The organism is Marinobacter sp. EhC06 (assembly GCF_001650915.1).
Classification (GTDB): Bacteria; Pseudomonadota; Gammaproteobacteria; order Pseudomonadales; family Oleiphilaceae; genus Marinobacter.
Window position 1 is genome coordinate 406,859 of the sequence record NZ_LXYO01000012.1, and the last position, 22,723, is coordinate 429,581.

Annotated in this window: 21 protein-coding genes; 12 read left to right on the plus strand and 9 right to left on the minus strand. The window is 57.5% G+C overall.

The window, feature by feature from the left end:
• Positions 1-90: 90 nt before the first annotated feature.
• Both A8B84_RS08300 and A8B84_RS08305 read left to right on the plus strand, forming a co-directional pair.
• Entirely contained in the window at positions 91-3,846 is a 3,756-nt protein-coding gene (locus A8B84_RS08300; RefSeq protein WP_064227190.1) for a DUF1631 family protein, read from the plus strand.
• A 202-nt stretch (positions 3,847-4,048) separates the two neighbouring features.
• Positions 4,049-4,255 (plus strand): cold-shock protein, encoded by a 207-nt coding sequence (locus tag A8B84_RS08305; protein ID WP_008176018.1) that lies wholly within the window; start codon positions 4,049-4,051, stop codon positions 4,253-4,255.
• Between the two features lie 90 nt (positions 4,256-4,345).
• On the opposite strand, the gene A8B84_RS08310 is transcribed toward A8B84_RS08305, so the two are convergent.
• On the minus strand, positions 4,346-4,825 hold the full coding sequence (locus A8B84_RS08310) for an Lrp/AsnC family transcriptional regulator (RefSeq protein WP_064227189.1): 480 nt from the start codon (positions 4,823-4,825) through the stop codon (positions 4,346-4,348).
• 157 nt (positions 4,826-4,982) lie between these two features.
• On the opposite strand from A8B84_RS08310, the gene A8B84_RS08315 reads away from it, so the two are divergent.
• The 4 genes from A8B84_RS08315 (at position 4,983) to A8B84_RS08330 (ending at position 11,679) form a co-directional block, all read left to right on the plus strand.
• On the plus strand, positions 4,983-8,501 hold the full coding sequence (locus A8B84_RS08315) for an indolepyruvate ferredoxin oxidoreductase family protein (protein WP_064227188.1): 3,519 nt from the start codon (positions 4,983-4,985) through the stop codon (positions 8,499-8,501).
• On the plus strand, positions 8,494-9,681 hold the full coding sequence (locus A8B84_RS08320; RefSeq protein ID WP_064227187.1) for an aromatic amino acid transaminase: 1,188 nt from the start codon (positions 8,494-8,496) through the stop codon (positions 9,679-9,681). Before A8B84_RS08315 ends, A8B84_RS08320 begins: the two co-directional genes overlap by 8 nt.
• A 56-nt stretch (positions 9,682-9,737) precedes the next feature.
• The gene (locus A8B84_RS08325; RefSeq protein ID WP_064227186.1) at positions 9,738-11,120 is read left to right on the plus strand and encodes a sodium-dependent transporter; all 1,383 of its coding nucleotides are present in this window, start codon (positions 9,738-9,740) and stop codon (positions 11,118-11,120) included.
• Between the two features lie 139 nt (positions 11,121-11,259).
• Positions 11,260-11,679 (plus strand): universal stress protein, encoded by a 420-nt coding sequence (locus A8B84_RS08330; protein ID WP_064227185.1) that lies wholly within the window; start codon positions 11,260-11,262, stop codon positions 11,677-11,679.
• A gap of 33 nt (positions 11,680-11,712) precedes the next feature.
• Here A8B84_RS08330 and A8B84_RS08335 read toward each other — a convergent pair whose 3' ends face one another.
• Positions 11,713-12,573: a DUF6544 family protein gene (locus A8B84_RS08335; RefSeq protein WP_064227184.1), complete on the minus strand. Its 861-nt coding sequence runs from the start codon at positions 12,571-12,573 to the stop codon at positions 11,713-11,715.
• A 106-nt stretch (positions 12,574-12,679) separates the two neighbouring features.
• On the opposite strand from A8B84_RS08335, the gene A8B84_RS08340 reads away from it, so the two are divergent.
• The gene (locus tag A8B84_RS08340; protein ID WP_064227498.1) at positions 12,680-13,534 is read left to right on the plus strand and encodes a PA4780 family RIO1-like protein kinase; all 855 of its coding nucleotides are present in this window, start codon (positions 12,680-12,682) and stop codon (positions 13,532-13,534) included.
• A gap of 18 nt (positions 13,535-13,552) precedes the next feature.
• Here A8B84_RS08340 and A8B84_RS08345 read toward each other — a convergent pair whose 3' ends face one another.
• The 4 genes from A8B84_RS08345 to A8B84_RS08360 form a co-directional block, all read right to left on the minus strand.
• The gene (locus tag A8B84_RS08345; RefSeq protein ID WP_064227183.1) at positions 13,553-14,023 is read right to left on the minus strand and encodes a MaoC family dehydratase; all 471 of its coding nucleotides are present in this window, start codon (positions 14,021-14,023) and stop codon (positions 13,553-13,555) included.
• A 27-nt stretch (positions 14,024-14,050) separates the two neighbouring features.
• Complete coding sequence (locus tag A8B84_RS08350) at positions 14,051-14,506, minus strand: CopD family protein (protein WP_064227182.1); 456 nt, start codon at positions 14,504-14,506, stop codon at positions 14,051-14,053.
• 21 nt (positions 14,507-14,527) lie between these two features.
• Complete coding sequence (locus A8B84_RS08355) at positions 14,528-15,568, minus strand: GGDEF domain-containing protein (protein WP_227512636.1); 1,041 nt, start codon at positions 15,566-15,568, stop codon at positions 14,528-14,530.
• Between the two features lie 113 nt (positions 15,569-15,681).
• Positions 15,682-16,353 (minus strand): SDR family oxidoreductase, encoded by a 672-nt coding sequence (locus A8B84_RS08360; RefSeq protein WP_064227180.1) that lies wholly within the window; start codon positions 16,351-16,353, stop codon positions 15,682-15,684.
• A 146-nt stretch (positions 16,354-16,499) separates the two neighbouring features.
• Here A8B84_RS08360 and A8B84_RS08365 point away from each other — a divergent pair, with 146 nt between their 5' ends.
• A complete protein-coding gene (locus A8B84_RS08365) occupies positions 16,500-17,330 on the plus strand; it encodes a zinc-dependent peptidase (RefSeq protein WP_064227179.1) in 831 nt (276 codons plus the stop codon).
• 64 nt (positions 17,331-17,394) lie between these two features.
• Positions 17,395-17,571 (plus strand): DUF2897 family protein, encoded by a 177-nt coding sequence (locus A8B84_RS08370; protein ID WP_064502513.1) that lies wholly within the window; start codon positions 17,395-17,397, stop codon positions 17,569-17,571.
• Positions 17,572-17,613: 42 nt separating this feature from the next.
• Here the strand turns inward: A8B84_RS08370 and A8B84_RS08375 are convergent, their stop codons facing one another.
• Positions 17,614-18,123 carry a copper chaperone PCu(A)C gene (locus A8B84_RS08375; protein ID WP_064227177.1) on the minus strand — a complete coding sequence of 170 codons (510 nt, stop codon included), beginning with the start codon at positions 18,121-18,123 and terminating at the stop codon, positions 17,614-17,616.
• A gap of 259 nt (positions 18,124-18,382) precedes the next feature.
• Here A8B84_RS08375 and A8B84_RS08380 point away from each other — a divergent pair, with 259 nt between their 5' ends.
• Entirely contained in the window at positions 18,383-19,102 is a 720-nt protein-coding gene (locus A8B84_RS08380) for a tellurite resistance TerB family protein (protein ID WP_064227176.1), read from the plus strand.
• A gap of 3 nt (positions 19,103-19,105) precedes the next feature.
• Here A8B84_RS08380 and A8B84_RS08385 read toward each other — a convergent pair whose 3' ends face one another.
• On the minus strand, positions 19,106-19,444 hold the full coding sequence (locus A8B84_RS08385; protein ID WP_064227175.1) for a zinc ribbon domain-containing protein YjdM: 339 nt from the start codon (positions 19,442-19,444) through the stop codon (positions 19,106-19,108).
• 40 nt (positions 19,445-19,484) lie between these two features.
• Complete coding sequence (locus A8B84_RS08390) at positions 19,485-20,057, minus strand: histidine phosphatase family protein (protein WP_064227174.1); 573 nt, start codon at positions 20,055-20,057, stop codon at positions 19,485-19,487.
• A gap of 284 nt (positions 20,058-20,341) precedes the next feature.
• Between A8B84_RS08390 and A8B84_RS08395 the strand changes: the two genes are divergently transcribed.
• Together A8B84_RS08395 and A8B84_RS08400 are read left to right on the plus strand one after the other, a co-directional pair.
• The gene (locus A8B84_RS08395; RefSeq protein ID WP_064227173.1) at positions 20,342-20,794 is read left to right on the plus strand and encodes a YaiI/YqxD family protein; all 453 of its coding nucleotides are present in this window, start codon (positions 20,342-20,344) and stop codon (positions 20,792-20,794) included.
• Between the two features lie 102 nt (positions 20,795-20,896).
• Positions 20,897-22,699, plus strand: a complete 1,803-nt coding sequence (locus tag A8B84_RS08400; RefSeq protein ID WP_064227172.1) for an ABC transporter ATP-binding protein — start codon at positions 20,897-20,899, stop codon at positions 22,697-22,699.
• Positions 22,700-22,723 lie beyond the last annotated feature (24 nt).

Consider the following 22,723-nt stretch of genomic DNA (forward strand, 5'->3'; position numbering starts at 1 on the left):
ATTCACTTTGCGTTTGGTGAAGTTCGAATTAAACTGCACTCAGGATAAATTGAACAAAGATTCACTTTTCACTGCTCAGGAAGGCGGTCAATGCCCCGGCTCAACGCGAAACAGTCCAGACTCAGCAAGGATGCGGTTGTTGTCACACCGGGCCTGATTCCTTGCGGCTGTGTCATTGACAGCGTGGCCCTGGACAGCAAAGAGCTTCGCCTCAGCCTGAAGCAGCTTACTTCGCCCACGGTGCTGGACCAGCTGTCATCCTCTGCCGCCACCCAGGCGGATCTTCATGTCTTCCTCGATCACGATCATGACAAGCAGCATATCCATTTCAGGGGCGCGGTCCGTGCTGGCCGGGGCAACAGCATTTCGCTCGACATCGCGGGCATCACCCCGGACCTGAAGCGCGAAGTTGATCTTCTGGTTCAGCACACGGGCAGGAGCAGGCTTGCGGAAGCGGCGCCAGACCCTGCACTGAAACAACTTTACCACCAGCATTGCCGTCGACTTCTGGAACAATTACTTCCGGAGTTTATGGAGGGCACCTTCGAGGGCATTGAAGCCGACCTGGAACAGGCCGCCGAGCTCCGTGAAATCACCCGGCTGAAGGATATGCGCTTCATCTTCCAAAGCCGCCAGCAGCGAATGCTCCAGGATTTCCAGGCCCAGTTCCAGGCCAATCAGGCGACCCTTGAGCCCGCCACTGAGTCCCGGGCCGGCAGCAAGGAGTTGCACCTGCTGCAACAACACGAGTTTGAAGACTGGCTTGATTTGCAAGCCATTGCCACGGGGATAAGCAAGGCAAATTCCGGCGCAACCTTCTTGCTCAACCAGTTTCTGAACCAGATTTTTCGGCAGGACGTCAACGATGACAACAACCCGCTGACACCTCGAGCGCTTTGTGTTTGCCTGCAATACATGGTCGACCATCTGGGCATTGCGCGGGAGCATCGCCTGACCATTTACCGAGCCTGGGAAAGCGCTCTGGGCAGAGTCTGGCCCGCGGCAATCCGCTCCCTGATCAATGATTGCCGCCGGGCCGGACTTGAAGCCCTGGACATCTCTGAGTTGCCGGCAAACTGGTCGCTGAGGGACCACCAATCAGAAGAAGCAGATTCAACTACTGGAACCGTGAAGAACTCATCGGCCGAGCCGGCGGGAACGGAAGACATTGGGCATGCGACATCAGAGATGCCATCGGCTGGACGCTCCCTATTCCAATTGATGGCACTGGAAGCAAGCCCCTCCTCCGAACTCGCAGACTGGGAGGAGCCGAACCCGAAGCTTTCGGAAAACCTCCGTTCCCGGCGCCGCGAGCTTCTGAATCGCTTACACGACGACGAACCGGATATGGCTGGGTTGCTCCAGGAACTGGCCGACTCGGACTCAGACCTGGCAAGCTCTCTGGACCGCACAGCGGTGGAGAAGGCCAACCTGGTGGACCGGCTGTTTGCGCCGCTAAAGACTCACGAGGAGCTGTCGGGTTCGCTCCGCCACCAACTGCAAAAACTTCGGCTGCCGGTATTTGAAACGCTGGTTGAGACACCGGACTTTCTGAATGCCGACGACCACCCTGCCCGGGACATTATTAACAACCTGATGCACATCTGCCTTGCTGAAAGAGCATCGAGCAAGAAACTGGAAGCGACAGTTGCCGACATCGTCGAGGAGCTGACAGAGATTGAGGTTTCGGACCCAGAACTGCTGGAGACTCTGGGCCAAAGGCTGAAACAGCTTGTTGAACGGCAGGATCAATCGTTTATCCGGAATTCAGAACGGCTGGCCAAAACCCTGGAGGGCAAAGAGCGCCTGCGCAGAACTCGCAAGCAGGCCAGGCAAAGGGTGAACGCGCTCCTTGGCGGCCGGCAGGTTCCGAAAATTCTGATCGGTCTTCTTCAGGCGGGCTGGGAGCAACTGATCGTTCTGACCATGTTGCGGGAAGGTCAGGAAAGCCGACACTGTGAAGAACTCATTGATGTAGTGGCGCAACTCCAGGCCTGGCTGTCTCCTGCCGGCACCTCCGAAGAGCTGGCATTTGAACGAGAACTTGAAAGCAGTGTGGTGCTGCAGTTTATTGAACGGGAGCTCAGAACGGCCGGTGATGTCTCACGAATACGACCCGTGATAGACGAGTTATCCGAAATTCTTCAGGGCCATGTGGAGGCACAGACCACCTGGGTGGAGGAGTACGGCGACGACGATGAGGCGCCGCTTACATTGCCTCCAGAGCTTGAGGACAGCCGTTGGGTCTCAAGGGCAAAGGACATAGCCGTCGGCGATTGGGTTGAAGTCTGGCTAGACAGCGGGGAGACCCGTCGCATGCGCCTGGTTTGGGGTGGCGAGGAGTCACTCCGGTTTGTTTTTCTCTCGCCCAAGGGAATGAGCGAAGTCAGTTACGGGTTCCCGGAGTTTGTCCGGAAACTCGCCGAGGGAGAAGCCTGGCTGGTAGAAGATGGCGACATCCCGTTCCTTGATCAAAGCCTGTTCAGCATTGTTGAGGAGGTTTACCGGAAGCTGAATTTCCAGGCCACCCACGACGCCCTGACCGGCTGCATGCATCGCCATGACTTCGAAAAGCAGGTGTCGGGGCTGATCAGCACAGCACCATCATCTCCGGAAGACAGTTCTTCCGCCCTGATGGTACTGGACATAGACGAGTTCAGTGTCATCAACGCTTCCTATGGCGCGGAAGCCGGAGACACCCTGCTAAAACACGTCGCCGACACGCTTCGGCAAGCTTGCGAGTCCCGTTTCTCAGAATCACACGTTGGCCGGATAAGCGGCAACGAGTTTGCAGTGCTCATCAATAACATCAGCACGGAGGACTGCCTCGATTTCGCAGAATCCCTGCGCCGAAACTTCGAGCAGCAGGTTTTCCAGCATGGGCCGGCGGAATACAAGGCAACGGTAAGCATCAGTATCCGACCGGTTACGGCTGCCGCTCACTCCCCCGGCGATCTTCTCAATCAAGCGAGCCTCTCACTCAAGGCAGCCAAGAAGCTGGGCGGAAACCGGATTGAACTGGCGAGGGGAAACAGGGACCAGTCACAGATTGGCACACCTCAGTGGGTCACGGAAATTGACCGGACTATCCGCGACGGCAGCCTCTATCTCCGGGCCCAACCAATTGTTGCACTTGCTCCGGAAAGCGGCGAAGGCAAGATGTATGAACTCTTGCTTGGCCTGAAAGACAGCGCTGGCAAGGAAATCTCGCCCCAGGGCTATATTGAGGCGGCCGAACAATTCAAACGCAGCACGCGAGTTGATTTGTGGGTCATTTCCGAAGTGCTGGCGTGGATGCGCGACAATCCGGAGGCGCTGGACAAAATCGCCACTCTTAACGTCAACCTCTCAGGCGCGTCTTTAAGCGATGACAGCTTCATGCTCGGACTGGAATCCAACCTCAGGTCGAATCCGGAGCTGGCTCACAAGATCTGTTTTGAGATAACCGAGACCTCTGCCGTGGCCAACCTCCATTTTGCTTCCGATTTCATGCGTGAAATGAAGCGCCTGAATTGCCGGTTCGCCCTGGATGACTTTGGCACCGGCCTGTCCTCCTATGCCTACCTGCAGAAGCTGCCAGTGGACTTCGTGAAAATCGACGGCATTTTCGTCAGGGACATGGCCACCAACCTGACTAACTACGCCATGGTGCGCTCGATCAACGAGCTGTGCCATTTCCTCGACCTGAAGACCATTGCCGAATACGTCGAGGATATGGAAATCATGGACACCCTGAAGGAGATTCAGGTGGACTATGCACAGGGCTTTGCCATCGCCAAACCTCGCAGGCTCGACCACCTGGGTAACAGAAAAACCGACACCCCGGTTTATGCCTACAAGAAATAGCTTTGCATTCTCCGGCAGTGAGAGTACAGTGGGCCTCGTTGGAAAGATTTAGCAAAGCATTTCATCAATAAGACCGCTCAGTTGTAACAAGTAGCACGTCCTGTTTTTGATCACGCCAGTTTTTTGTTTCCGCATACCGCTGATCAGGCATCAAAAGATGATCTGACGGCACATTAAATGATTGAAATCAGGAAAGAATATTATGTCTACAGTTACCGGCAACGTTAAGTTTTTCAACGAAGCAAAAGGTTTTGGCTTTATTACTCGCGAAAGCGGCCCGGACGTTTTCGTTCACTACAGCGCCATTCAGGGCGGCGGTTTCAAGACTCTGGCTGAAGGCCAACAGGTCGAGTTCACCGTTACCCAGGGCCAGAAAGGTCCTCAGGCGGAAAACGTAGTCGCTCTTTAATTATAAAGAGATGCTCTGCAAATAGCAGACGACACGTTTAGAAAAAGGCAGCTTCGGCTGCCTTTTTTCGTTCAGGTACCCGTCCTGAACCTACTGAATGCCTTCCACCGGGATCGTCTCGGTATTCTTTATCTCCCGCAACGCAAAGTTTGAATTCACCTGGGCAATGCCCTGCAGGGTGAAGATCTTTTCGTTCAGGAACCGATCGTAACTGGCCATGTCCGGCACAATCACCCTGAGTACGAAATCGGCATTACCGGTCACCGCGAAACACTGAAGTACCTCGGGGTAGCTGCTCACCTGCTGCTCAATTTCTGCCGTACTGTCGATGTTGTGCCTCTGCAGCGACAGATTGACCAGCACGCACAGACCCTGACCAATGCGCTCCGGATCCACTCTTGCGCTGTATCCCTGGATCACACCACTTTCCTCAAGTGTCCGAACTCGGCGCCAGCAAGCAGCCGGTGACAACCCCACCTGCTCGGCCAGTAACTGGTTACTGATGCGCCCATCCTGCTGCAGTGCCGATAGAATTTTCCGATCCAGCTTGTCCAGCTCTACCTGTTTCATTTGGTAACACCTGACTTTTATCAAAGGTTCTTTCTCTTTATTGTCATTTATCAAACATCCTTTCGCAAACTCTCGAAACCGTCACCCAATACGCAAGCACCTTTTGCGGACTTCCCTCTAGAATTTTGGTCATAAAATCGACAAAAAGGAGGGCGCCATGTCCGCCGATACCCCACAACTCGACGATTACAAACTCGAAGACCGCTACCTGCGGGAATCCGGTCGGGTGTTCCTGACCGGCACACAGGCGCTGGTCCGAATCCCCCTGATGCAAGCAGCCCTGGATCGCAAACAGGGACTGAATACGGCCGGCCTGGTAAGTGGCTACCGGGGCTCCCCTCTGGGCGCTGTCGACCAGGCACTCTGGCAGACCAAGGATCTCCTGGAGAAAAACCGAATCGATTTCGTGCCCGCCATTAACGAAGACCTCGCCGCCACGATCATGCTCGGTACCCAACAGGTGGAAACCGACGAAGACCGGCAGGTGGACGGGGTTTTCGGCCTCTGGTATGGCAAAGGGCCGGGCGTGGACCGCGCAGGCGATGCACTGAAACACGGCACCACCTATGGCTCCTCGCCCCATGGCGGCGTGCTGGTGGTAGCGGGTGATGACCACGGCTGCGTATCATCGTCCATGCCCCATCAGTCTGATGTGGCGTTCATGAGTTTCTTCATGCCCACCATCAACCCGGCCAACATCGCCGAGTATCTGGAGTTCGGGCTCTGGGGCTACGCCCTGTCCCGCTACAGCGGTTGCTGGGTCGGCTTCAAGGCGATCTCCGAAACCGTGGAAAGCGCGGCCTCTGTCGAGATTCCACCGCAACCGGATTTTGTTACCCCGGACGATTTCACCGCCCCTGAAAGCGGCCTTCATTACCGCTGGCCGGACCTGCCGGGGCCGCAACTGGAAACCCGCATCGAACACAAGCTCGCAGCCGTTCAGGCTTTTGCCCGGGCTAACCGCATTGACCGGTGCCTGTTCGACAACAAGGAAGCCCGCTTCGGTATTGTCACTACTGGCAAGGGTCACCTGGATCTGCTTGAAGCCCTGGACCTGTTGGGCATCGATGAAGACCAGGCCCGGGACATGGGGCTGGATATCTACAAGGTTGGCATGGTCTGGCCCCTCGAGCGCCGTGGCATCCTCGACTTCGTTCACGGCAAGCAAGAAGTGCTGGTAATCGAGGAAAAGCGCGGCATCATCGAGAGCCAGATCAAGGAATACATGTCAGAGCCGGATCGCCCCGGCGAGGTTCTGATTACCGGCAAACAGGATGAGCTAGGCCGACCACTGATCCCCTATGTCGGCGAGTTGAGCCCGAAACTGGTTGCCGGCTTCCTGGCGGCCCGTCTTGGTCGCTTCTTCGAGGTGGATTTCAGCGAGCGCATGGCTGAAATCAGTGCCATGACCACCGCTCAGGATCCGGGCGGCGTCAAGCGTATGCCCTATTTCTGCTCTGGCTGCCCCCACAACACCTCCACCAAGGTCCCTGAGGGCAGCAAGGCCCTGGCCGGCATTGGCTGCCACTTTATGGCGTCCTGGATGGGCCGGAACACGGAATCCCTCATCCAGATGGGTGGCGAAGGGGTCAACTGGATTGGCAAGAGCCGCTATACCGGCAACCCCCACGTGTTCCAGAACCTGGGTGAAGGCACCTATTTCCATTCCGGTTCCATGGCTATCCGTCAGGCGGTAGCTGCCGGCATCAACATTACCTACAAGATCCTGTTCAACGACGCCGTGGCCATGACCGGCGGTCAGCCGGTGGACGGCCAGATCACCGTCGACAGGATTGCCCAGCAAATGGCCGCAGAAGGGGTCAATCGGGTTGTTGTGCTCAGTGATGAGCCCGAGAAATACGATGGCCATCATGACCTGTTCCCCAAGGATGTCACCTTCCACGATCGGTCCGAGCTCGACCAGGTGCAGCGCGAATTGCGTGACATCCCTGGTTGTACCGTGCTGATCTACGACCAGACCTGTGCCGCCGAGAAGCGCCGCCGGCGCAAGCGCAAGCAGTTCCCGGATCCGGCAAAGCGGGCCTTTATCAACCACCATGTCTGCGAAGGCTGTGGCGACTGCTCGGTGCAGTCCAACTGTCTCTCGGTGGTGCCGCGCAAGACCGAACTGGGCCGCAAGCGCAAGATCGACCAGTCCTCCTGCAACAAGGACTTCTCCTGTGTTAACGGATTCTGCCCCAGCTTCGTGACCATTGAAGGCGGTCAGTTACGCAAATCCCGCGGCGTTGACACCGGCTCCGTACTCACCCGCAAGCTGGCTGACATCCCAGCTCCCAAATTGCCTGAAATGACCGGCTCCTACGATCTGCTCGTGGGCGGTGTCGGCGGTACAGGAGTGGTGACGGTCGGCCAGCTGATCACCATGGCGGCCCATCTGGAGTCGCGCGGTGCCTCGGTACTGGATTTCATGGGCTTCGCCCAGAAAGGCGGCACGGTGCTGAGCTACGTTCGTATGGCACCGTCCCCGGACAAGCTCCACCAAGTACGGATCAGCAATGGCCAGGCCGATGCGGTCATCGCCTGTGATCTGGTGGTAGCGTCTTCCCAGAAGGCCCTGAGCGTTCTCCGGCCCAACCACACCCGGATTGTCGCCAACGAAGCGGAACTGCCTACCGCCGACTACGTGCTCTTCCGCGACGCCGATATGAAGGCCGACAAACGGCTTGGCCTGCTGCAGGACGCAGTTGGAAAAGATCACTTTGACCAACTGGACGCCAATGGCATTGCCGAGAAACTGATGGGCGACACCGTATTCTCCAACGTGATGATGCTCGGTTTTGCCTGGCAAAAGGGCCTGCTGCCCCTGTCAGAAGCCGCCCTGATGAAGGCCATCGAACTCAATGGCGTGGCGATCGAGCGGAACAAGGAAGCCTTCGGCTGGGGCCGACTGGCGGCCGTGGAACCCAGCGCAGTCACGGATCTGCTGGACGACAACAAAGCCCAGGTTGTTGAGGTCAAAACCGAGCCAACCCTGGACGAACTGATCAACACCCGGCATAAGCACCTGGTCAACTACCAGAACCAGCGTTGGGCCGACCAATACCGGGACGCAGTTGCAGGGGTCCGGAAGGCTGAGGAGTCCCTCGGTGAAACCAACCTGCTGCTGACTCGTGCAGTAGCCCAGCAGCTGTACCGGTTCATGGCCTACAAGGACGAATACGAAGTCGCGCGACTGTTTGCCGAAACCGACTTCATGAAAGAGGTGAATGAAACCTTCGAGGGTGACTTCAAAGTCCACTTCCATCTGGCCCCGCCCCTGCTTAGCGGCGAGACCGACGCCCAGGGTCGCCCGAAAAAACGCCGGTTCGGCCCCTGGATGTTCCGGGCCTTCCGGCTGCTGGCGAAACTTCGCGGCCTGCGCGGAACCGCAATCGATCCGTTCCGCTATTCTGCCGACCGCAAGCTGGACCGGGCCATGCTGAAGGACTATCAGAGCCTGGTAGACCGGATCGGTCGTGAGCTCAACGCCAGCAACTACGAGACCTTCCTGCAACTGGCAGAATTGCCCGCAGACGTCCGGGGCTATGGCCCAGTCAGGGAACTGGCGGCAGAGAGCATTCGCGAAAAACAGACACAGCTGATCAAGGCGCTGGACACCGGTCGCCCGACCCTGATCCGCACCCAACAGGCCGACGAGGAGGCAAACCATGTTTGAAACACTCCAGCCCCTGCCTCAGGACCCGATCCTGCAGCTGATGCAGACCTTCCGTGAAGACAACCGACCAGACAAGGTGGATCTGGGCATCGGCGTCTACAAGGATGATGCAGGCAATACGCCCATCATGGCCGCCGTGCACGAAGCGGAGCGTCGCCTGCTTGAAGGAGAAACCACCAAAAGCTACGTTGGCCCTGCCGGTTCTGCCGGCTTCAACAGCGCCATGGCGGAGTTGATCCTGGGCAGCAACAGCTCGCTGGTCCGTGACGGCCGTGTATCGGTCATCCAGACACCGGGCGGCTGTGGCGCCCTGCGTATGGCCGCCGAGTTTCTGCGCCTGTGCAAGGCGGACACAAAAGTCTGGGTCAGCACGCCCACCTGGGCCAACCACTTGCCTTTGCTTGGTGGCGCCGGCCTGACTATTCGCGAATATCCGTACCTCAATCCAGAGACCCTGCAGGTAGACTTCGGCGCCATGCTGGAAACCCTGGAACGGGCGGATGCGGGCGACGTGGTGTTGCTGCACGGGTGCTGCCACAACCCCTCGGGCGCGGACCTGAGCCTGGCCCAGTGGCACGAAGTGACCAGCCTGATCCAGCGCAAAGGCCTGCTGCCCTTCGTGGACATGGCCTATCAGGGCCTTGGCGAAGGCCTGGACGCGGATGCAGCTGGCCTGAGGTACCTGGCCAGTGCGGTACCTGAAATGCTGATCGCGGCCTCGTGCTCCAAGAACTTTGGCCTCTACCGGGAACGCACCGGCGCTCTCGCCCTGGTTTTGGAAACCGCAACCGTAAATGCCGCCGCCACCAGCCAACTGCTGAGCGTCATCCGGTCGCATTATTCAATGCCACCGGCCCACGGCGCCTCAATAGTGGAGACCATCCTTGGCGATGACGCCCTGCGAGCCCAGTGGCAACAGGAGCTAAACGGTATGTGTGAGCGCATCCTGCATCTGCGTCACGCTTTTGCCGGCGCGCTTTCACCGGTCGGCGACTTCGAATTCATCGCCCGTCAACGAGGCATGTTCTCGTTCCTCGGAATCAGTCCGGAGCAGGTAGGCCGGTTACGGAAGGAACACGGCATCTACATGCTGGAAAGCAGCCGCGTAAACGTTGCCGGTTTGAACGACCGCGTCTTGCCACAAGTCGCTTCCGCCCTGCGCGAGGTGCTCGGCAAGTAAATACTTTTTCGACAACAACCAATCAGTCCGACAAAAACAATTAGCCGGAGAGAAGAATGAGTGAGAGTACCCAACCACACCAGCGGGCCAATAACCTCTGGTCCTCACGGATGGCCTTTATCCTGGCTGCGGCTGGTTCAGCCGTTGGCCTCGGGAACATCTGGAAGTTTCCGTACATTACTGGCGAGAACGGCGGCGGCGCCTTCGTTCTGATTTACCTGGCCTGTATCTTCCTGATCGGCGTGCCGGTACTGATTGCCGAGACCATGATTGGTCGGCGCGGCGGTCAGAGTCCGGTCGCCACCATGCGCACCCTGACCAAAAGCGAAGGCACCGCCAGGGGCTGGAGAGCCATCGGCTGGAACGGGGTAATTGCATCCTTCCTCGTGCTTTCTTTTTACGCCGTGATTGGCGGCTGGGCCCTGGTCTATATCGGCAAAGCCGCAACCGGGCTGTTTACCGGCGCGGACGCCGAGGCCATTGGCGGCCAGTTCGGCGGATTGCTGGCCAACCCCTGGGAACTGTTGCTCTGGCACTCCGTATTCATGGCCATCGTCGTGTTTATCGTTGGCCGGGGCATTCGCTCCGGGCTTGAGAAAGCCGTGAACATGCTGATGCCCCTGCTGTTCTTGCTGCTGATTGCGATGGTGATCTATGCCATGAACAGTGGCAGTTTTGGCCGGGCCGTGAGCTTTATGTTCTCGCCGGACTTCAGCAAACTGACCACCGCTGGTGTTCTGACGGCCCTGGGCCATGCCGCCTTTACGCTCAGTATCGGTATTGGTGTTCTGATGGCCTATGGCTCCTACCTGCCAAAAACCGTAAACATTGCGCGGACCGCCATGACCATTGCCGTGGTGGATACCAGCGTTGCCCTTCTTGCGGGGCTGGCCATCTTTCCTCTGGTATTTGCCAATGGCCTTGAGCCAGGGGCAGGTCCCGGCCTGATTTTCGTAACCCTGCCACTGGCCTTTGGCCAGATGAGCGGTGGCGCACTGTTCGGCACCATTTTCTTTGCCCTGCTGCTGGTCGCTGCCATCACTTCGGCCATTTCCATGCTGGAACCGGTGGTGGAATGGCTGGAAGAACATAAAGGTGTCAGCCGGGCGAAAAGTGCCTTTGGGGGAGGGCTGGCAATCTGGTTTATCGGTATCGGAACCGTATTGTCGTTCAACGTATGGGACAGCGTGCACCCGCTGGGCTTCATCCCGTTCTTCGAAGGCAAGACGGTGTTCGATCTGCTCGACTTCCTGGTCTCCAACCTGATGATGCCCCTGGGCGGACTGGCCATTGCCCTGTTCGCCGGCTGGGCGATGAAACGAGAGGGTCTGCCGGCCGATATTGGTCTGCAGGGCGGCAGCTACACGGCGTTTATGTTTGTACTCCGGTATTTAACGCCGGCCGGTATCGCCGTAGTGTTCCTTTACAACCTCGTCTGACGGTAACGAGGCACCCTTGACCGAAAAAGCCCGGTGAACTTCACCGGGCTTTTTTTGACATACCCAACAGGGCATTGCCAATCTGAATGCAAGACAACAGACCAATGTTCTGCAACTCAGGCGGAAAAGGAGAACTCTCATGTATAGCAAGATCCTCGTTCCGGTCGACCTCGCCCATACCGATAAAATGGTGAAGGCACTTAATACATCCATTGATATTGCCAAACATTACAACGCGACCCTGTGCTACGTCAGCGTCACCAACAGCACGCCGGGAGCCGCAGCTCACAATCCGAAAGAACTCAAGGAGAAACTGGCCGTCTTCGCGGAGGAGCAGGGGAAATCCCACGGCATCAGTACGGACAGCATCGTCATGGAGACCGCCGATACGGCAGTGGAACTTGAAGACAAGTTGCTTGAGGCTATTAAAACCACAGGTGCAGACCTGGTGGTGATGGCTTCTCATCCGCCGGGAATCGGCGACAAGCTCCACATTCTCCACTCCAACGGCGCCAACATCGTCAGGCACAGTAACATTTCGGTGTTTGTCGTGCGCTAAGGGCAAGGTACCCATGCGATTGCATCCGAGATACTACTCCGGATGCATCATGGCGGAGGGCCTCGGAAATTCCACATCTGTGACTTCGGCAATGAAGAAGGGAAAATAATCGTCCGTGGCAAAGAAATTCCCGGCTTCTACGCGGGTCGGCAATACAAATCCCTCAAACTCTTTAAACTCTGACAGGTATCCACCGAACGGCTGCAAGCGATGAACTTTTTCCGGATTCGCATTGCTCCAGCGGTCGAAACTCACTTGGAGGGGACGACCGTCTTCAGCCACCACAACATCCACCGCCTGCTCCATACCCTCGTGGCGGACAATCACCCTGGCCGTATTTACATCCACAAGCTGCCACGCAACCCCTGGGCCAGGCAGCAGTGCCGCCGGCGTCCAGAACACCGCCTCCGCCACATACCGGCCGAATGCCGAACGGGCGTGATCCGGATCGCCGCCCATCCGGGCCACCGGAAGCAATCCCATCAGCCAAAACCGCGTCCACTGCTCGGCGTCTGAGCCTGAAACCCGGAGGGCGCCACGGCTGGCGCCCATCTTCCAGATAAACCCTTCGGGCATAGCCAGCACCTGAGTGGCTTGCATATCCATGTAGTCGGGCGCATCCCGATTGCCCATGCCGAATTTTCCGGTCATGGATATCCGGGCAACCGTATAAAGCGGAGTACCGGGCTGAATGGTGTACCGGAAATACCGCCGGGCGGGCTCCGGCAGCCCCTCGAGGAGAGAAAGATCAAAAGGCTGCGGCGAAGCCGGCTGCAGCGCCGCCAACCTCGCCATGGCGGCCTGGTCCGCATTATGGTCAGCCTGTCGCCAGAACCACAGAGCGATGGTGACAGCAACCAACAGAATCAACAGGATCAGGAAAACGATTTTCATGTAAGCTATGCTCCGTAGCAGTCATTGTCCCTGCCCTGCCCGCATCCAGTCTTGTTCCAGATCAATGAACGTGGCTGGCCGACTCACTGTCCGTCTGAAAGGTTTTATGAAAGTACCGAAGAGATTACAACCACTTGTCGATGACGGCATGGTGGACGAAGTGCTCTACCAGCTTATGAGCGGCAAGGAAGCGCAGGTTTATGTGGTGCGCTGTGGCGACCAGACACGTTGCGCCAAGGTCTTCAAGGAAGCCTCCAAGCGAAGCTTCAAGCAGGCGGTGGAATACCAGGAGGGCCGAAAGGTCCGGAACAGCCGGCGGGCCCGGGCCATGAGCAAGAAAACCAAATACGGCCAGAAGGAGCAGGAAGATGCCTGGCTCAATGCCGAGGTGGATGCCCTTTACCGGCTTGCCGCCGCGGGTGTCCGGGTTCCCGAACCCCTGGGCTTCGTGGACGGCGTGCTGCTGATGGAGCTGGTGGCGGACGAAGACGGCAAGGCCGCACCCAGGCTGGATGATGTCATTCTTTCCCCGGAACAGGCCCGTGACTTCCACAGGCAGGTGATCCGTGAGGTGGTCCGCATGTTGAGTGCCGGTCTGATCCATGGGGACCTGTCGGAATTCAACGTTCTGGTCGATGCCAACGGACCGGTCATTATTGATCTTCCCCAGGCGGTCAACGCCTCCGGCAACAACAACGCGGAACGCATGCTCGAACGCGACGTCGACAATATGCGCCGCTATTTTGGCCGATTCGCGCCGGAGCTGTTGAACACCGATTATGGCAAGGAGATCTGGGCGCTCTACGAATCAGGCGACCTCCACCCGGAATGCAAACTCACCGGCTGTTTCCAGCACGATGATACCGCCGCCAACGTTGACGAACTGATGGAAATCATCGATGCGGCAAAGGAAGAAGAGTGGGAGCGGCAGGAACGAATGAGGGACTCTGAGGAGGACTGAAATAATAGCCGCTGCTGGTCAGCTCTCGGGCGTCGTTTTCTGTTCGCTGACCATTACTGACATCACTTCCTGTTCCCTGGGCCCGGGCAGAATACCCGTCAACCAGGCCTCGATCACCGGCTCACCGTGCTGATTCGAGAGTATCGCTTCGGCCCGGGCCCGGTTTTGCTCATCTACGTCGGTGATGGTGAACACGCAGGTGATGGTGTCGCCGAAATACACTGGCCGGAGGAAGCGAAAGTTCATTCCTGACGCCAGCCAGCCTATCTGCCCGCCTACTTCCGTGATCATTCCACCAACCAGCAGGCCATGGCAGATCTTGCCGTGCAGGTTCTTCGCTCGCGCGAACTCGTCGCTGTAGTGGACCGGGTTCTGATCGCGGCTGATTTCGCCAAAGGACAGGGTCTCATCCTCGGTGAACGTTCGTGCCAGGGTAAAGGAATCCCCCGCTTTCAGGCCGGCAATGGCTCTCTTTCGAATATCGGTCATGGTATCGGTCCCCGATCGTTCAGCAGGTTACAGGTACCGACCGCCAGACCCTATGGCGACCACAATCAGGCCGAGGATCAGATTGATACCGACTAGCCGGCGAATCTTGCCCACCTGAACACCGCCAGCCTGCGGATCCTTGTCTGCAACCGCCTGCTTGAGCCGCCGAAAAGGCGCAAAATACACGTGGAAGTAGAGCAGCATCATCACCAGGCCGAGCGTCTGCATGGCATGAATATGCCAGCCGGCACCGGCCATACCGCCAAACACACTGAAAATCATCCAGTAGCCGGTGACCAGTAGCAACACAACTGAGAGCCACACCCAGCGAAAGAATCGTTCAAGCGTCCTGGACCAGAGAACACCCCGCTGTGAGGCTTCTACAACCTCAACCACGGCCGGACGCATCGCCATGTAGGCGAAGAACATACCGCCAACCCAGATAACCGCGGACAGAACGTGCAATGCAATTGCAAGACTCATCAAAGCTACCCCTTTATCTCGTCAGATGGTTTCCAGCTCGACCCGATTACGGCCGCCGGTTTTACCCCGGTAAAGCGCTTCATCAGCCCGGCTGACAGCCGCACTCAGGTCGTCGCCAGCTCGCAGTTCGCTCACACCGATACTGATCGTAACTTCGGCATCACCGCCAGTAATCGCGCTCCAGTCCCTGGCCAAAAACGCGTTTCGTATCCGCTCCGCGCTTGCCTGCGCTTTGCCGGAATCCGTATCAGGGAGAATGGCCAGGAACTCCTCACCGCCCCACCTACCAATCAAATCCTGGGCCCGGAGCTCCTCACGAATCACATCGGCAACAAAACCCAACACTCGGTCGCCGGTTTCGTGGCCATAGGCGTCGTTGATTGATTTGAAATGATCGACATCCAGCAGAAGAAAGCCAACTGGGTGACCGCTACGGCTGAACCTGGCCAATTCTTTTTCAGCCAGATAGGTCATGTGCCGGCGATTGAAAAGCCCGGTCAGTGAATCCGTTGTTGCCATTTCCCGGAGCTTGCGCTGGGCTGTGACCACCATTCTCAGGTAATAGGAAGACAGGTAACTGAACATGGCAAAGACCACGCTCAGGTTAAACAGATGGACGATATGCAGAGCCGTTTGATGAATCGGCTGTAACGGCTCGATATACCACATCAGGACATCCAGGGCGATGTAGTAACCCCACAGGGCCAACAGCGCATAGATGGCCCATTTCCGTGATGCGGACACACAAATCGCCGGTATGAACATCAACAGGTAATAATGGAAACCGCTCTCCCATCCAATCAGAACGATGCCAAGTCCGGCATGGCCAAGCACTTCGGCCCAGATGAGTACGACCGCAATCCTGTTCCTGTGGTATTTGAGTGCGTAATAGGCCCCGGCGTACATGGCCACGCTGACCACGTTGATCCATGCCAGAATCGGCGAACCCAATGCATGAAAAAGAAAGAAAAAGATGACATCTACAGTTCCGGCGATCTGGGCACATCGCATGGCCAAACGCCAGAACTGGGGCCTGCGCTCCCGCTCAGGCTCATAATTCATTGGAGCACTCGCACTTTTCATCGACAGCAGAATTCCTTTTTAGGTAACAAGAGTACTCGTTAAAACAGAATCCTGCCTCACTCCAATGCAAACAAATGAAAATGTTTTCAGGATCACCACGGCAGCTCGTCGCCGTTGCTGTGCCAGAACGATCCGGTATTCTCCAGGGTCAGGCCATCAATCCGCTCTGCCAGGCCTTTTGCCGATTCTTCTGGAGTAATCAACCCACCAAAATTCACCATTCGGGTCTGAACATAACCCGGGTGCAGCTGGGCCACGGCGATACCCCGCGGTTTCAGATCCATCGCGAGGGACTTGCCAAAGGCATTCAACGCCGCCTTTGAAGCACGGTACCCATAGCGGCCGCCAGAGTCGTTGTCGGCGATAGAGCCCATCCGGCTGGTGATGTTGGCGATTTTGCCTCCGGAGGGGATTTTTTCGAACAAGGCTTCAGCCACTCTCAGGGGAGCATAGGCATTGATCTCCATCTGGGTGCGGATGGAATCGAAATCGATACTGCCCAGTTTCTCGTCCTGCAGCAGACCGGCATTGTTGATCAACAGATCGATACGCTCGCCCTCAAGATCGGCCACGAGCTTGGTTACGCCCTCATCGGTGGTCACATCGACTCTGTCGATGATCCTCGCCGCAACCTCTTCCAGCTCCGACGAGGCCTCCCGGCACACGCCGATCACCGAGCAGCCGCGGCTTGCATAGAGTCGGGCGAGCTCCAGACCAATGCCCCGGTTTGCCCCGGTGATTACAACAGTGGAATTATCGGACATATCAGCCTCCTCAACGATCAATACAGTTCATGCAGCTTCACATCCCCTGCACTGTAGAACAACCAGCAATACGGGCCCTGACTGCGTGCAGATCCAATTTTTCTGTAAGATACGGGGTAATTCAATCAATGGTCGCTGGGAGCAGCATGTCAGCAGCACTTGTTTTCGCAGTATTTGCAGTGACCCTGATCGCGGCAACCATATTCTACCTCTTCTTCTACCGCGCCTGGCGGAGGGAACGGGAACTGAGGGTCCCCTTTCCAACACCGTGGCGCGAGCATCTTGATTCGAACGTGCCGCTTTACCGACGGCTTCCTGAAGCCCTCAAGCAAACCTTGGAGCAACGGGTCCAGCTTTTTCTCTCCGAGAAAGAATTCTATGGCTGTGACGGCTTTGAGGTGGACGACACGGTGAGAGTAACCATTGCCGGCCACGCCTGTTTGCTGATTCTTGCCCGCCCCTATTCGGATTTTGACGAGGTAAGCAGCATTCTGGTCTATCCCGATGCCTATCACGTCAGAGACATTGAAAGCGATGGCATGGTTGTCAGCGAAAGTAATGAAATACGGGCCGGTGAGGCCTCAAGCAGGGGCCAGGTGGTGCTGGCCTGGCGAGAATGCCAGGAGGCCGCCAGGAACCCGCACAGTGGCCATAACGTCATGCTACATGAGTTTGCACACCAGCTGGACTACCTGGACGGCACCGCAGACGGGGCACCGCCGCTGAGTGGAGAGCAGGCCCGGCACTGGCAAAGTTCCATGACGACGGCCTACGAAGACCTCAGGCATTCCCTCCGGCACCACCATAGATCCTGGCTTGATCCATACGGCGCTACCGAACCGGCAGAATTTTTCGCAGTGCTGACCGAGGCATTTTTCCAGCAGCCGCGCCATCTCAAGCGAGAACAGCCCGAGGTCTACAAGGCCCTGCAAGGGTATTATCGACTGGACCCGACAACTCTGTGGCAGGATGCGTGACAGTTGTGACAGATCGATGCGTGGTCCACTATGTAGGGAAGCGGATCATTTGGTGGAGGTGGACATGCCAGCCATAGGATGGATATTCATAATTGTTGCCCTTGCGTTGATCGTGGGCAGCCTGATGATACTGCGCGACAATGCACACAGCATGAAAATCTCCGATGAGAAAATGAAGAAGATTCAGGCACGCAAGGCGGAGATCGAAGCCGAGGAAAGCGCCGAAGACAAAGAGTGGTAGCCCGGCCAGTTCAAGTATAGAAGACTGAACCGGGCTGATACGTCAGTGCCCGCTGTGGTCCATCTCTTTGCCAGAGTGGTCCATACTCTGTTTTTCCATCATCTCGCGATCCAGCGGCGCAACATTCAGCTCAACCTGCATATCTTCCGCGCCCTCAAAGCTCAGGGTCAGCGGAATACTCTCACCCTCGCGCAACGGGCTTTTCAGTTTTTCCAGCATCAGATGAAAGCTGTGGGGCTTCAACTCCACGGTACTACCCCCTGGTATGACAAGCCCGCCCTTGACCGGAGCCATTCGCATCACACCATCGTGCATGCTGGTCTCGTGGATCGATACGCTGTCTGCCCTGGGGGTTGCGGCCCCAACGAGGGTGATATCACTGCTGCCGCTGTTGGAGATGCTCATGTAGCCCACTCCCATGGGCGTGCCAGGCGGTGTGGGCCGGCTCCAGGGATGATCGACCTTTACCGGACCCTGGCTGTAATCATGGGCTAGAGCTGTCGGGGCAACCAGGGCCAGGGCCAGCACAAATACGCTCAGGCAGTACTTCATGTCCAGTGTTCCTTGTCGATGATATAGAGGTACAGGATAGAAAGACGGTACCGCGGATCCAAGCTTTTCAGTGCGACGAATGGTCGCAGATAGTCGGGCGAAGCGCCAAATCAAGCTCCCATGCCTTCAGAACGTCATCCATGGAACTAAATGCTGCCAAATATGACAACAGGGTAATACCGACCCCATGAACCCATGGCGTCAGGCAGCGTAAACTGGCGTCGATACATAGCGGGTTATCCGAGAAAGGAGCTGGCAAATGAACGTGATGTCTGTACTGAACCAGGTAATGAAACAGGCCCAGGGCACTCAATCCCAGGGTGGAGGCATGGATGTCAACAAAATGGTGAACAGCCTTGGCAGCCAATTCAATGGCGGCCAGGGTTCCGGTTCAGGCATCGACGTGAAAAGCCTGCTGGGCGGCGGAGCCCTGGGTATGATGCTGGGGTCCAAGCGCGGCCGGAAGATGGGCGGCAAAGCCCTGAAATACGGCGCCCTTGCAGGGGTGGGTGTCCTGGCCTGGAAAGCCTATCAGAACTATCAGACCAACAGTCAGAGCCCGGCGCAACCGGCAGCGGCACAGCAGGGCCAACCACTGGAGCAACTGCAGGGACAGGCACAGGAACAACGGGGACTGGAAATACTCCAGGCCATGATCATGGCGGCCCGTGCCGACGGTCACATCGATGCCAACGAGCGCGCCCTTCTCACCCAGGAAATCGAAAAACTGGGTCCGGATGATGAACTCCACGCCTGGATCCAACAGCAGTTCGACGCTCCGCTGGATGCATCTGCCCTGGCCCGCAATGCCGACTCGCCACAGGCAAGCCGGGAAATCTACATCGTCAGCGCAGTCATGATTGATGACCAGAACCCCATGGAACGAGCATGGCTGGATCAACTGGCCAGCGCCCTGCAACTCGACCCGGGCCTTGCCAGGGAACTCGAGCAACAGATCCAGAGTGCTACAACGGGGTAAAAGTCAGGCCTTCTTGACGAATTCCGATTTCAGTTTCATGGCGCCAATACCGTCGATCTTGCAGTCGATATCGTGATCGCCTTCAACCAGGCGGATGCTCTTCACCTTGGTGCCAACTTTGACAACGGAACTGGAGCCCTTGACCTTCAGATCCTTGATAACAGTCACCGAATCGCCATCCTGAAGCTCATTGCCGTTGGCGTCGCGAACCACCTTCGCGGCGTCAGCCGCCGCAGCCTCCGCCTCAGTCCACTCATGCCCACACTCCGGGCAGACCAGTTGAACGCCGTCTTCATAGGTATACTCGGAACTGCACTGCGGGCATGGCGGAAGCTGCGACATTATCATTTCCTGTTAATTTAATGGGCGCGGGATTATACCATCAACGCCCGGGCGAGACCCTCGCCAGCACCGTCGGATCTTCCGACAGAGGCAAAGCGATAATGGCGCCCTCATTCGACGAGGGAAAAATGCCCGTCAGGTCCGTGATGTTCACCTGATGCGACACCATAATGACCGGCGCCCCCGGCTCCAGCTGGTTCACCAGAGAAATCGTCTGCCGAGTCTGAGTCGGCCCGTCGCCACGATTCCGGAAAAACGAATTCAACGACGGCCACTCGGTCACCTCGCCCATGTTCATTCCGGTAGCGGTATCCATACAGCGACACCACTGACTGCTGAACACCCGCGCTTCGGTAATTCCATGGTCCGCCAGAAACGGCTTCCACGCCCGGGCCTGCTCCCGGCCGGTGTCGTTCAGATTCCGCTGGGTGCTGCAATCGTTAAGGTCAAAGTTGCCCGGGTCTCCGGTGCCGGGCGCCAGTGCATGGCGCAGCATCAGAACAGCCCGTCCGTCTCTGAGGGCCTCCCAGGCTTCTTCGTTGTTATCGGCAGCAACGGCTGGTAACGAAAACAGAAGGGCTAACAGGCCTGAAAACAGAATTCGGTTAATCATCTCCGACACCTCTCTTAGAAATGTGGTCGCATGTCTCTGCTTTCGCGGATCGACCTCTGGAGTCCGACAGAGGCATTGGGGGTGCCCTTCCAAAAATGTTGAAGGCCAGGGATGGCCTGAAACAAGCGCACATGGACGTGCTCGTAGCGGTTTTTGGAAGGGCGCCCCCAATGCCTCAGCCACCAAAGCCGAGAACCACGAAAAGATACGCGGATCCAGCCTACCAAGCTCACAACAACAAAAGGTAAACTCCCAGCAGAGCCAAGCCAAAAGAAGGAACCACCATGCCAATCTGGGTCGACGCCGACGCCTGCCCCGTCCCAATCCGGGAAATCATCTGCCGCGCCGCCACCCGCTGGCAAATCGTAACCACCTTCATCGCCAACCACGCCATCACCCTGCCCCCGAGCCCTTACATCAAGCGCCGACAGGTCCCACAGGGCTTCGATGTGGCAGACAACGAAATCATGGACCAGATGCACAAAGGCGATCTCGTGATCACGCAGGACATCCCCCTGGCCGCCGAAGCCATTGAAAAAGGCGCCGACGTCTTCAATCCCCGTGGCCAGGCCTTCACCAAAGAGAATATTCGTCAGCGCCTGGCCATGCGCAACTTCATGGAAGAAATGCGCAACGCCGGCCAGGTCACCGGGGGGCCAGCTCCCTTCAGCCAGACCGACCGCAAGGAATTTGCCGACAAGCTTGACCGCTGGCTGCAAAGAAACGCACGCGATTGATAATGATTCTGTTTTAAAACCCGGGCAGATCCGCTACCCTTCCCGCCTTATCGATTGCAGGCTCAGCGCGGGCCTGCCTGATTCACGGGAGAGAAGCGGAGTATGTCCTCACACAGCCACCAAACCACCAGCAGTTTTGCTGCCCTGGCCCGCCTGCTCAGATACGCCCGGGGCTATCGCCGACAGATCATCGCCGCCACCACCTGCTCCATCATCAACAAACTGTTCGATATCGCCCCGGAAATACTGATCGGTGTCGCCATCGATGTGGTCGTCAACCAGGAAGAGAGCTTTGTCGCTGGCCTCGGTTTTGAAACCGCCCAGGAACAGATCACCATTCTGGCCGTACTCACCTTCTTCATCTGGGCCGGCGAATCCCTGTTCGAATACCTGTTCCAGATTCTCTGGCGAAACCTGGCCCAGCGGCTGCAGTCGGACCTGCGGCAGGATGCCTACGAACATGCCCAGCGCCTGGACATGAGCTTCTTCGAGGCCCGTAGCTCCGGTCAGCTGGTGGCCACCATGAACGACGACGTGAACCAGCTTGAACGCTTCCTCGACGGCGGCGCCAACGCCATGATTCAGGTGCTGGTGACGGTTGTTGCCGTCGGCGCCGTATTCTTCGTGCTCTCGCCACTTATTGCGCTGCTGGCATTCACGCCCATTCCACTGATCATCTGGGGCGCGTTCTACTTCCAGCGCAAAGCCGGGCCATTGTATGCCGATGTCCGTGAAAAAGTGGGTGACCTGTCCAGCCGGCTGGCCAACAACCTGGGCGGCATCGCCACTATCAAGAGTTTTACTGCTGAACAGCGGGAAGCCAGGCGCCTGAAAGAGAGCAGCGAAGCTTACGTGGAGGCCAATCGCCGGGCCATCCGTATCAGCTCGGCCTTTATCCCGGTAATCCGGATGGCCATCCTCGCCGGCTTCCTGGCCACCTTCACGGTTGGCGGCATGATGGCCCTCGAGGGCAGCCTGAACGTGGGTGCCTATGGTGTACTGGTGTTCCTGACCCAGCGCCTGCTCTGGCCCCTGACAGGGCTTGCCGAGGTCATTGACCTGTTTGAACGTGCCATGGCCAGCACCCGTCGGATTCTGGACCTGCTGGCCGAACCCGTGCACGTGCGTGACGAGGGAGGCAAGGCTCTCGAGGAACCGGTAAAAGGCGACGTTGAGCTGGAGAAAGTAAGCTTTCACTATCCCTCCAGCGGTGCCGGCATCCGGGATATCAGCCTGACCGTGCCAGCCGGCAATACGCTTGCACTGGTTGGCGCTACCGGTTCCGGTAAATCGACTCTGATCAAGTTGCTGCTCCGGTTCTACGACCCGAGCCATGGCGAAATCCGAATCGATGGCCAACCCATTCGGGACCTCAGCCTGAAATCCCTGCGCGGCGCGATCGGGCTGGTGAGCCAGGATGTCTATCTGTTCGAGGGCACCATTCGGGAGAACCTGGCCTACGGAAATCCGGCTGCCAGCGACGCGGAAATCACCGACGCTGCGAAAACCGCGGAAGCCTGGTCCTTCATCGAAGCCCTCCCTGAAGGCCTGGATACACCGGTCGGTGAACGGGGCGTTCGCCTTTCCGGGGGACAGCGCCAGCGACTGTCCCTCGCCCGTGCGCTGCTGAAAAATCCGCCGATCCTGGTGCTTGATGAAGCCACCAGCGCCGTGGACAACGAAACAGAAGCCGCCATCCAGCGGTCACTGAAGCGCATTGGCCATAACCGGACCGTGATCATGATTGCCCATCGACTCTCCACGATCGTTGATGCCGACTCCATTGCGGTGATTGAAGGCGGCAAAGTGCTGGAACAGGGAACCCACCGGGAGCTGCTGGACCAGGATGGCGCCTACGCCAACCAGTGGCGGGTACAGACCGGACAGATTCAGGCCGCCGTTTAACGCAATATATATTGATAGTGATTC

Excerpts from the sequence above, each read along its gene's own strand:
- A8B84_RS08305 (WP_008176018.1), top strand. The coding sequence starts at position 4,049 with ATGTCTACAGTTACCGGCAACGTTAAGTTTTTCAACGAAGCAAAAGGT.
- A8B84_RS08315 (WP_064227188.1), top strand. The coding sequence starts at position 4,983 with ATGTCCGCCGATACCCCACAACTCGACGATTACAAACTCGAAGACCGC.
- A8B84_RS08390 (WP_064227174.1), bottom strand. The coding sequence starts at position 20,057 with ATGATTAACCGAATTCTGTTTTCAGGCCTGTTAGCCCTTCTGTTTTCG.
- A8B84_RS08340 (WP_064227498.1), top strand. The coding sequence starts at position 12,680 with ATGAAAGTACCGAAGAGATTACAACCACTTGTCGATGACGGCATGGTG.
- A8B84_RS08380 (WP_064227176.1), top strand. The coding sequence starts at position 18,383 with ATGAACGTGATGTCTGTACTGAACCAGGTAATGAAACAGGCCCAGGGC.
- A8B84_RS08395 (WP_064227173.1), top strand. The coding sequence starts at position 20,342 with ATGCCAATCTGGGTCGACGCCGACGCCTGCCCCGTCCCAATCCGGGAA.
- A8B84_RS08320 (WP_064227187.1), top strand. The coding sequence starts at position 8,494 with ATGTTTGAAACACTCCAGCCCCTGCCTCAGGACCCGATCCTGCAGCTG.
- A8B84_RS08365 (WP_064227179.1), top strand. The coding sequence starts at position 16,500 with ATGTCAGCAGCACTTGTTTTCGCAGTATTTGCAGTGACCCTGATCGCG.
- A8B84_RS08310 (WP_064227189.1), bottom strand. The coding sequence starts at position 4,825 with ATGAAACAGGTAGAGCTGGACAAGCTGGATCGGAAAATTCTATCGGCA.
- A8B84_RS08350 (WP_064227182.1), bottom strand. The coding sequence starts at position 14,506 with ATGAGTCTTGCAATTGCATTGCACGTTCTGTCCGCGGTTATCTGGGTT.
- A8B84_RS08325 (WP_064227186.1), top strand. The coding sequence starts at position 9,738 with ATGAGTGAGAGTACCCAACCACACCAGCGGGCCAATAACCTCTGGTCC.
- A8B84_RS08385 (WP_064227175.1), bottom strand. The coding sequence starts at position 19,444 with ATGTCGCAGCTTCCGCCATGCCCGCAGTGCAGTTCCGAGTATACCTAT.
- A8B84_RS08330 (WP_064227185.1), top strand. The coding sequence starts at position 11,260 with ATGTATAGCAAGATCCTCGTTCCGGTCGACCTCGCCCATACCGATAAA.
- A8B84_RS08360 (WP_064227180.1), bottom strand. The coding sequence starts at position 16,353 with ATGTCCGATAATTCCACTGTTGTAATCACCGGGGCAAACCGGGGCATT.
- A8B84_RS08400 (WP_064227172.1), top strand. The coding sequence starts at position 20,897 with ATGTCCTCACACAGCCACCAAACCACCAGCAGTTTTGCTGCCCTGGCC.
- A8B84_RS08345 (WP_064227183.1), bottom strand. The coding sequence starts at position 14,023 with ATGACCGATATTCGAAAGAGAGCCATTGCCGGCCTGAAAGCGGGGGAT.
- A8B84_RS08370 (WP_064502513.1), top strand. The coding sequence starts at position 17,395 with ATGCCAGCCATAGGATGGATATTCATAATTGTTGCCCTTGCGTTGATC.
- A8B84_RS08335 (WP_064227184.1), bottom strand. The coding sequence starts at position 12,573 with ATGAAAATCGTTTTCCTGATCCTGTTGATTCTGTTGGTTGCTGTCACC.
- A8B84_RS08375 (WP_064227177.1), bottom strand. The coding sequence starts at position 18,123 with ATGAAGTACTGCCTGAGCGTATTTGTGCTGGCCCTGGCCCTGGTTGCC.
- A8B84_RS08355 (WP_227512636.1), bottom strand. The coding sequence starts at position 15,568 with ATGAATTATGAGCCTGAGCGGGAGCGCAGGCCCCAGTTCTGGCGTTTG.
- A8B84_RS08300 (WP_064227190.1), top strand. The coding sequence starts at position 91 with ATGCCCCGGCTCAACGCGAAACAGTCCAGACTCAGCAAGGATGCGGTT.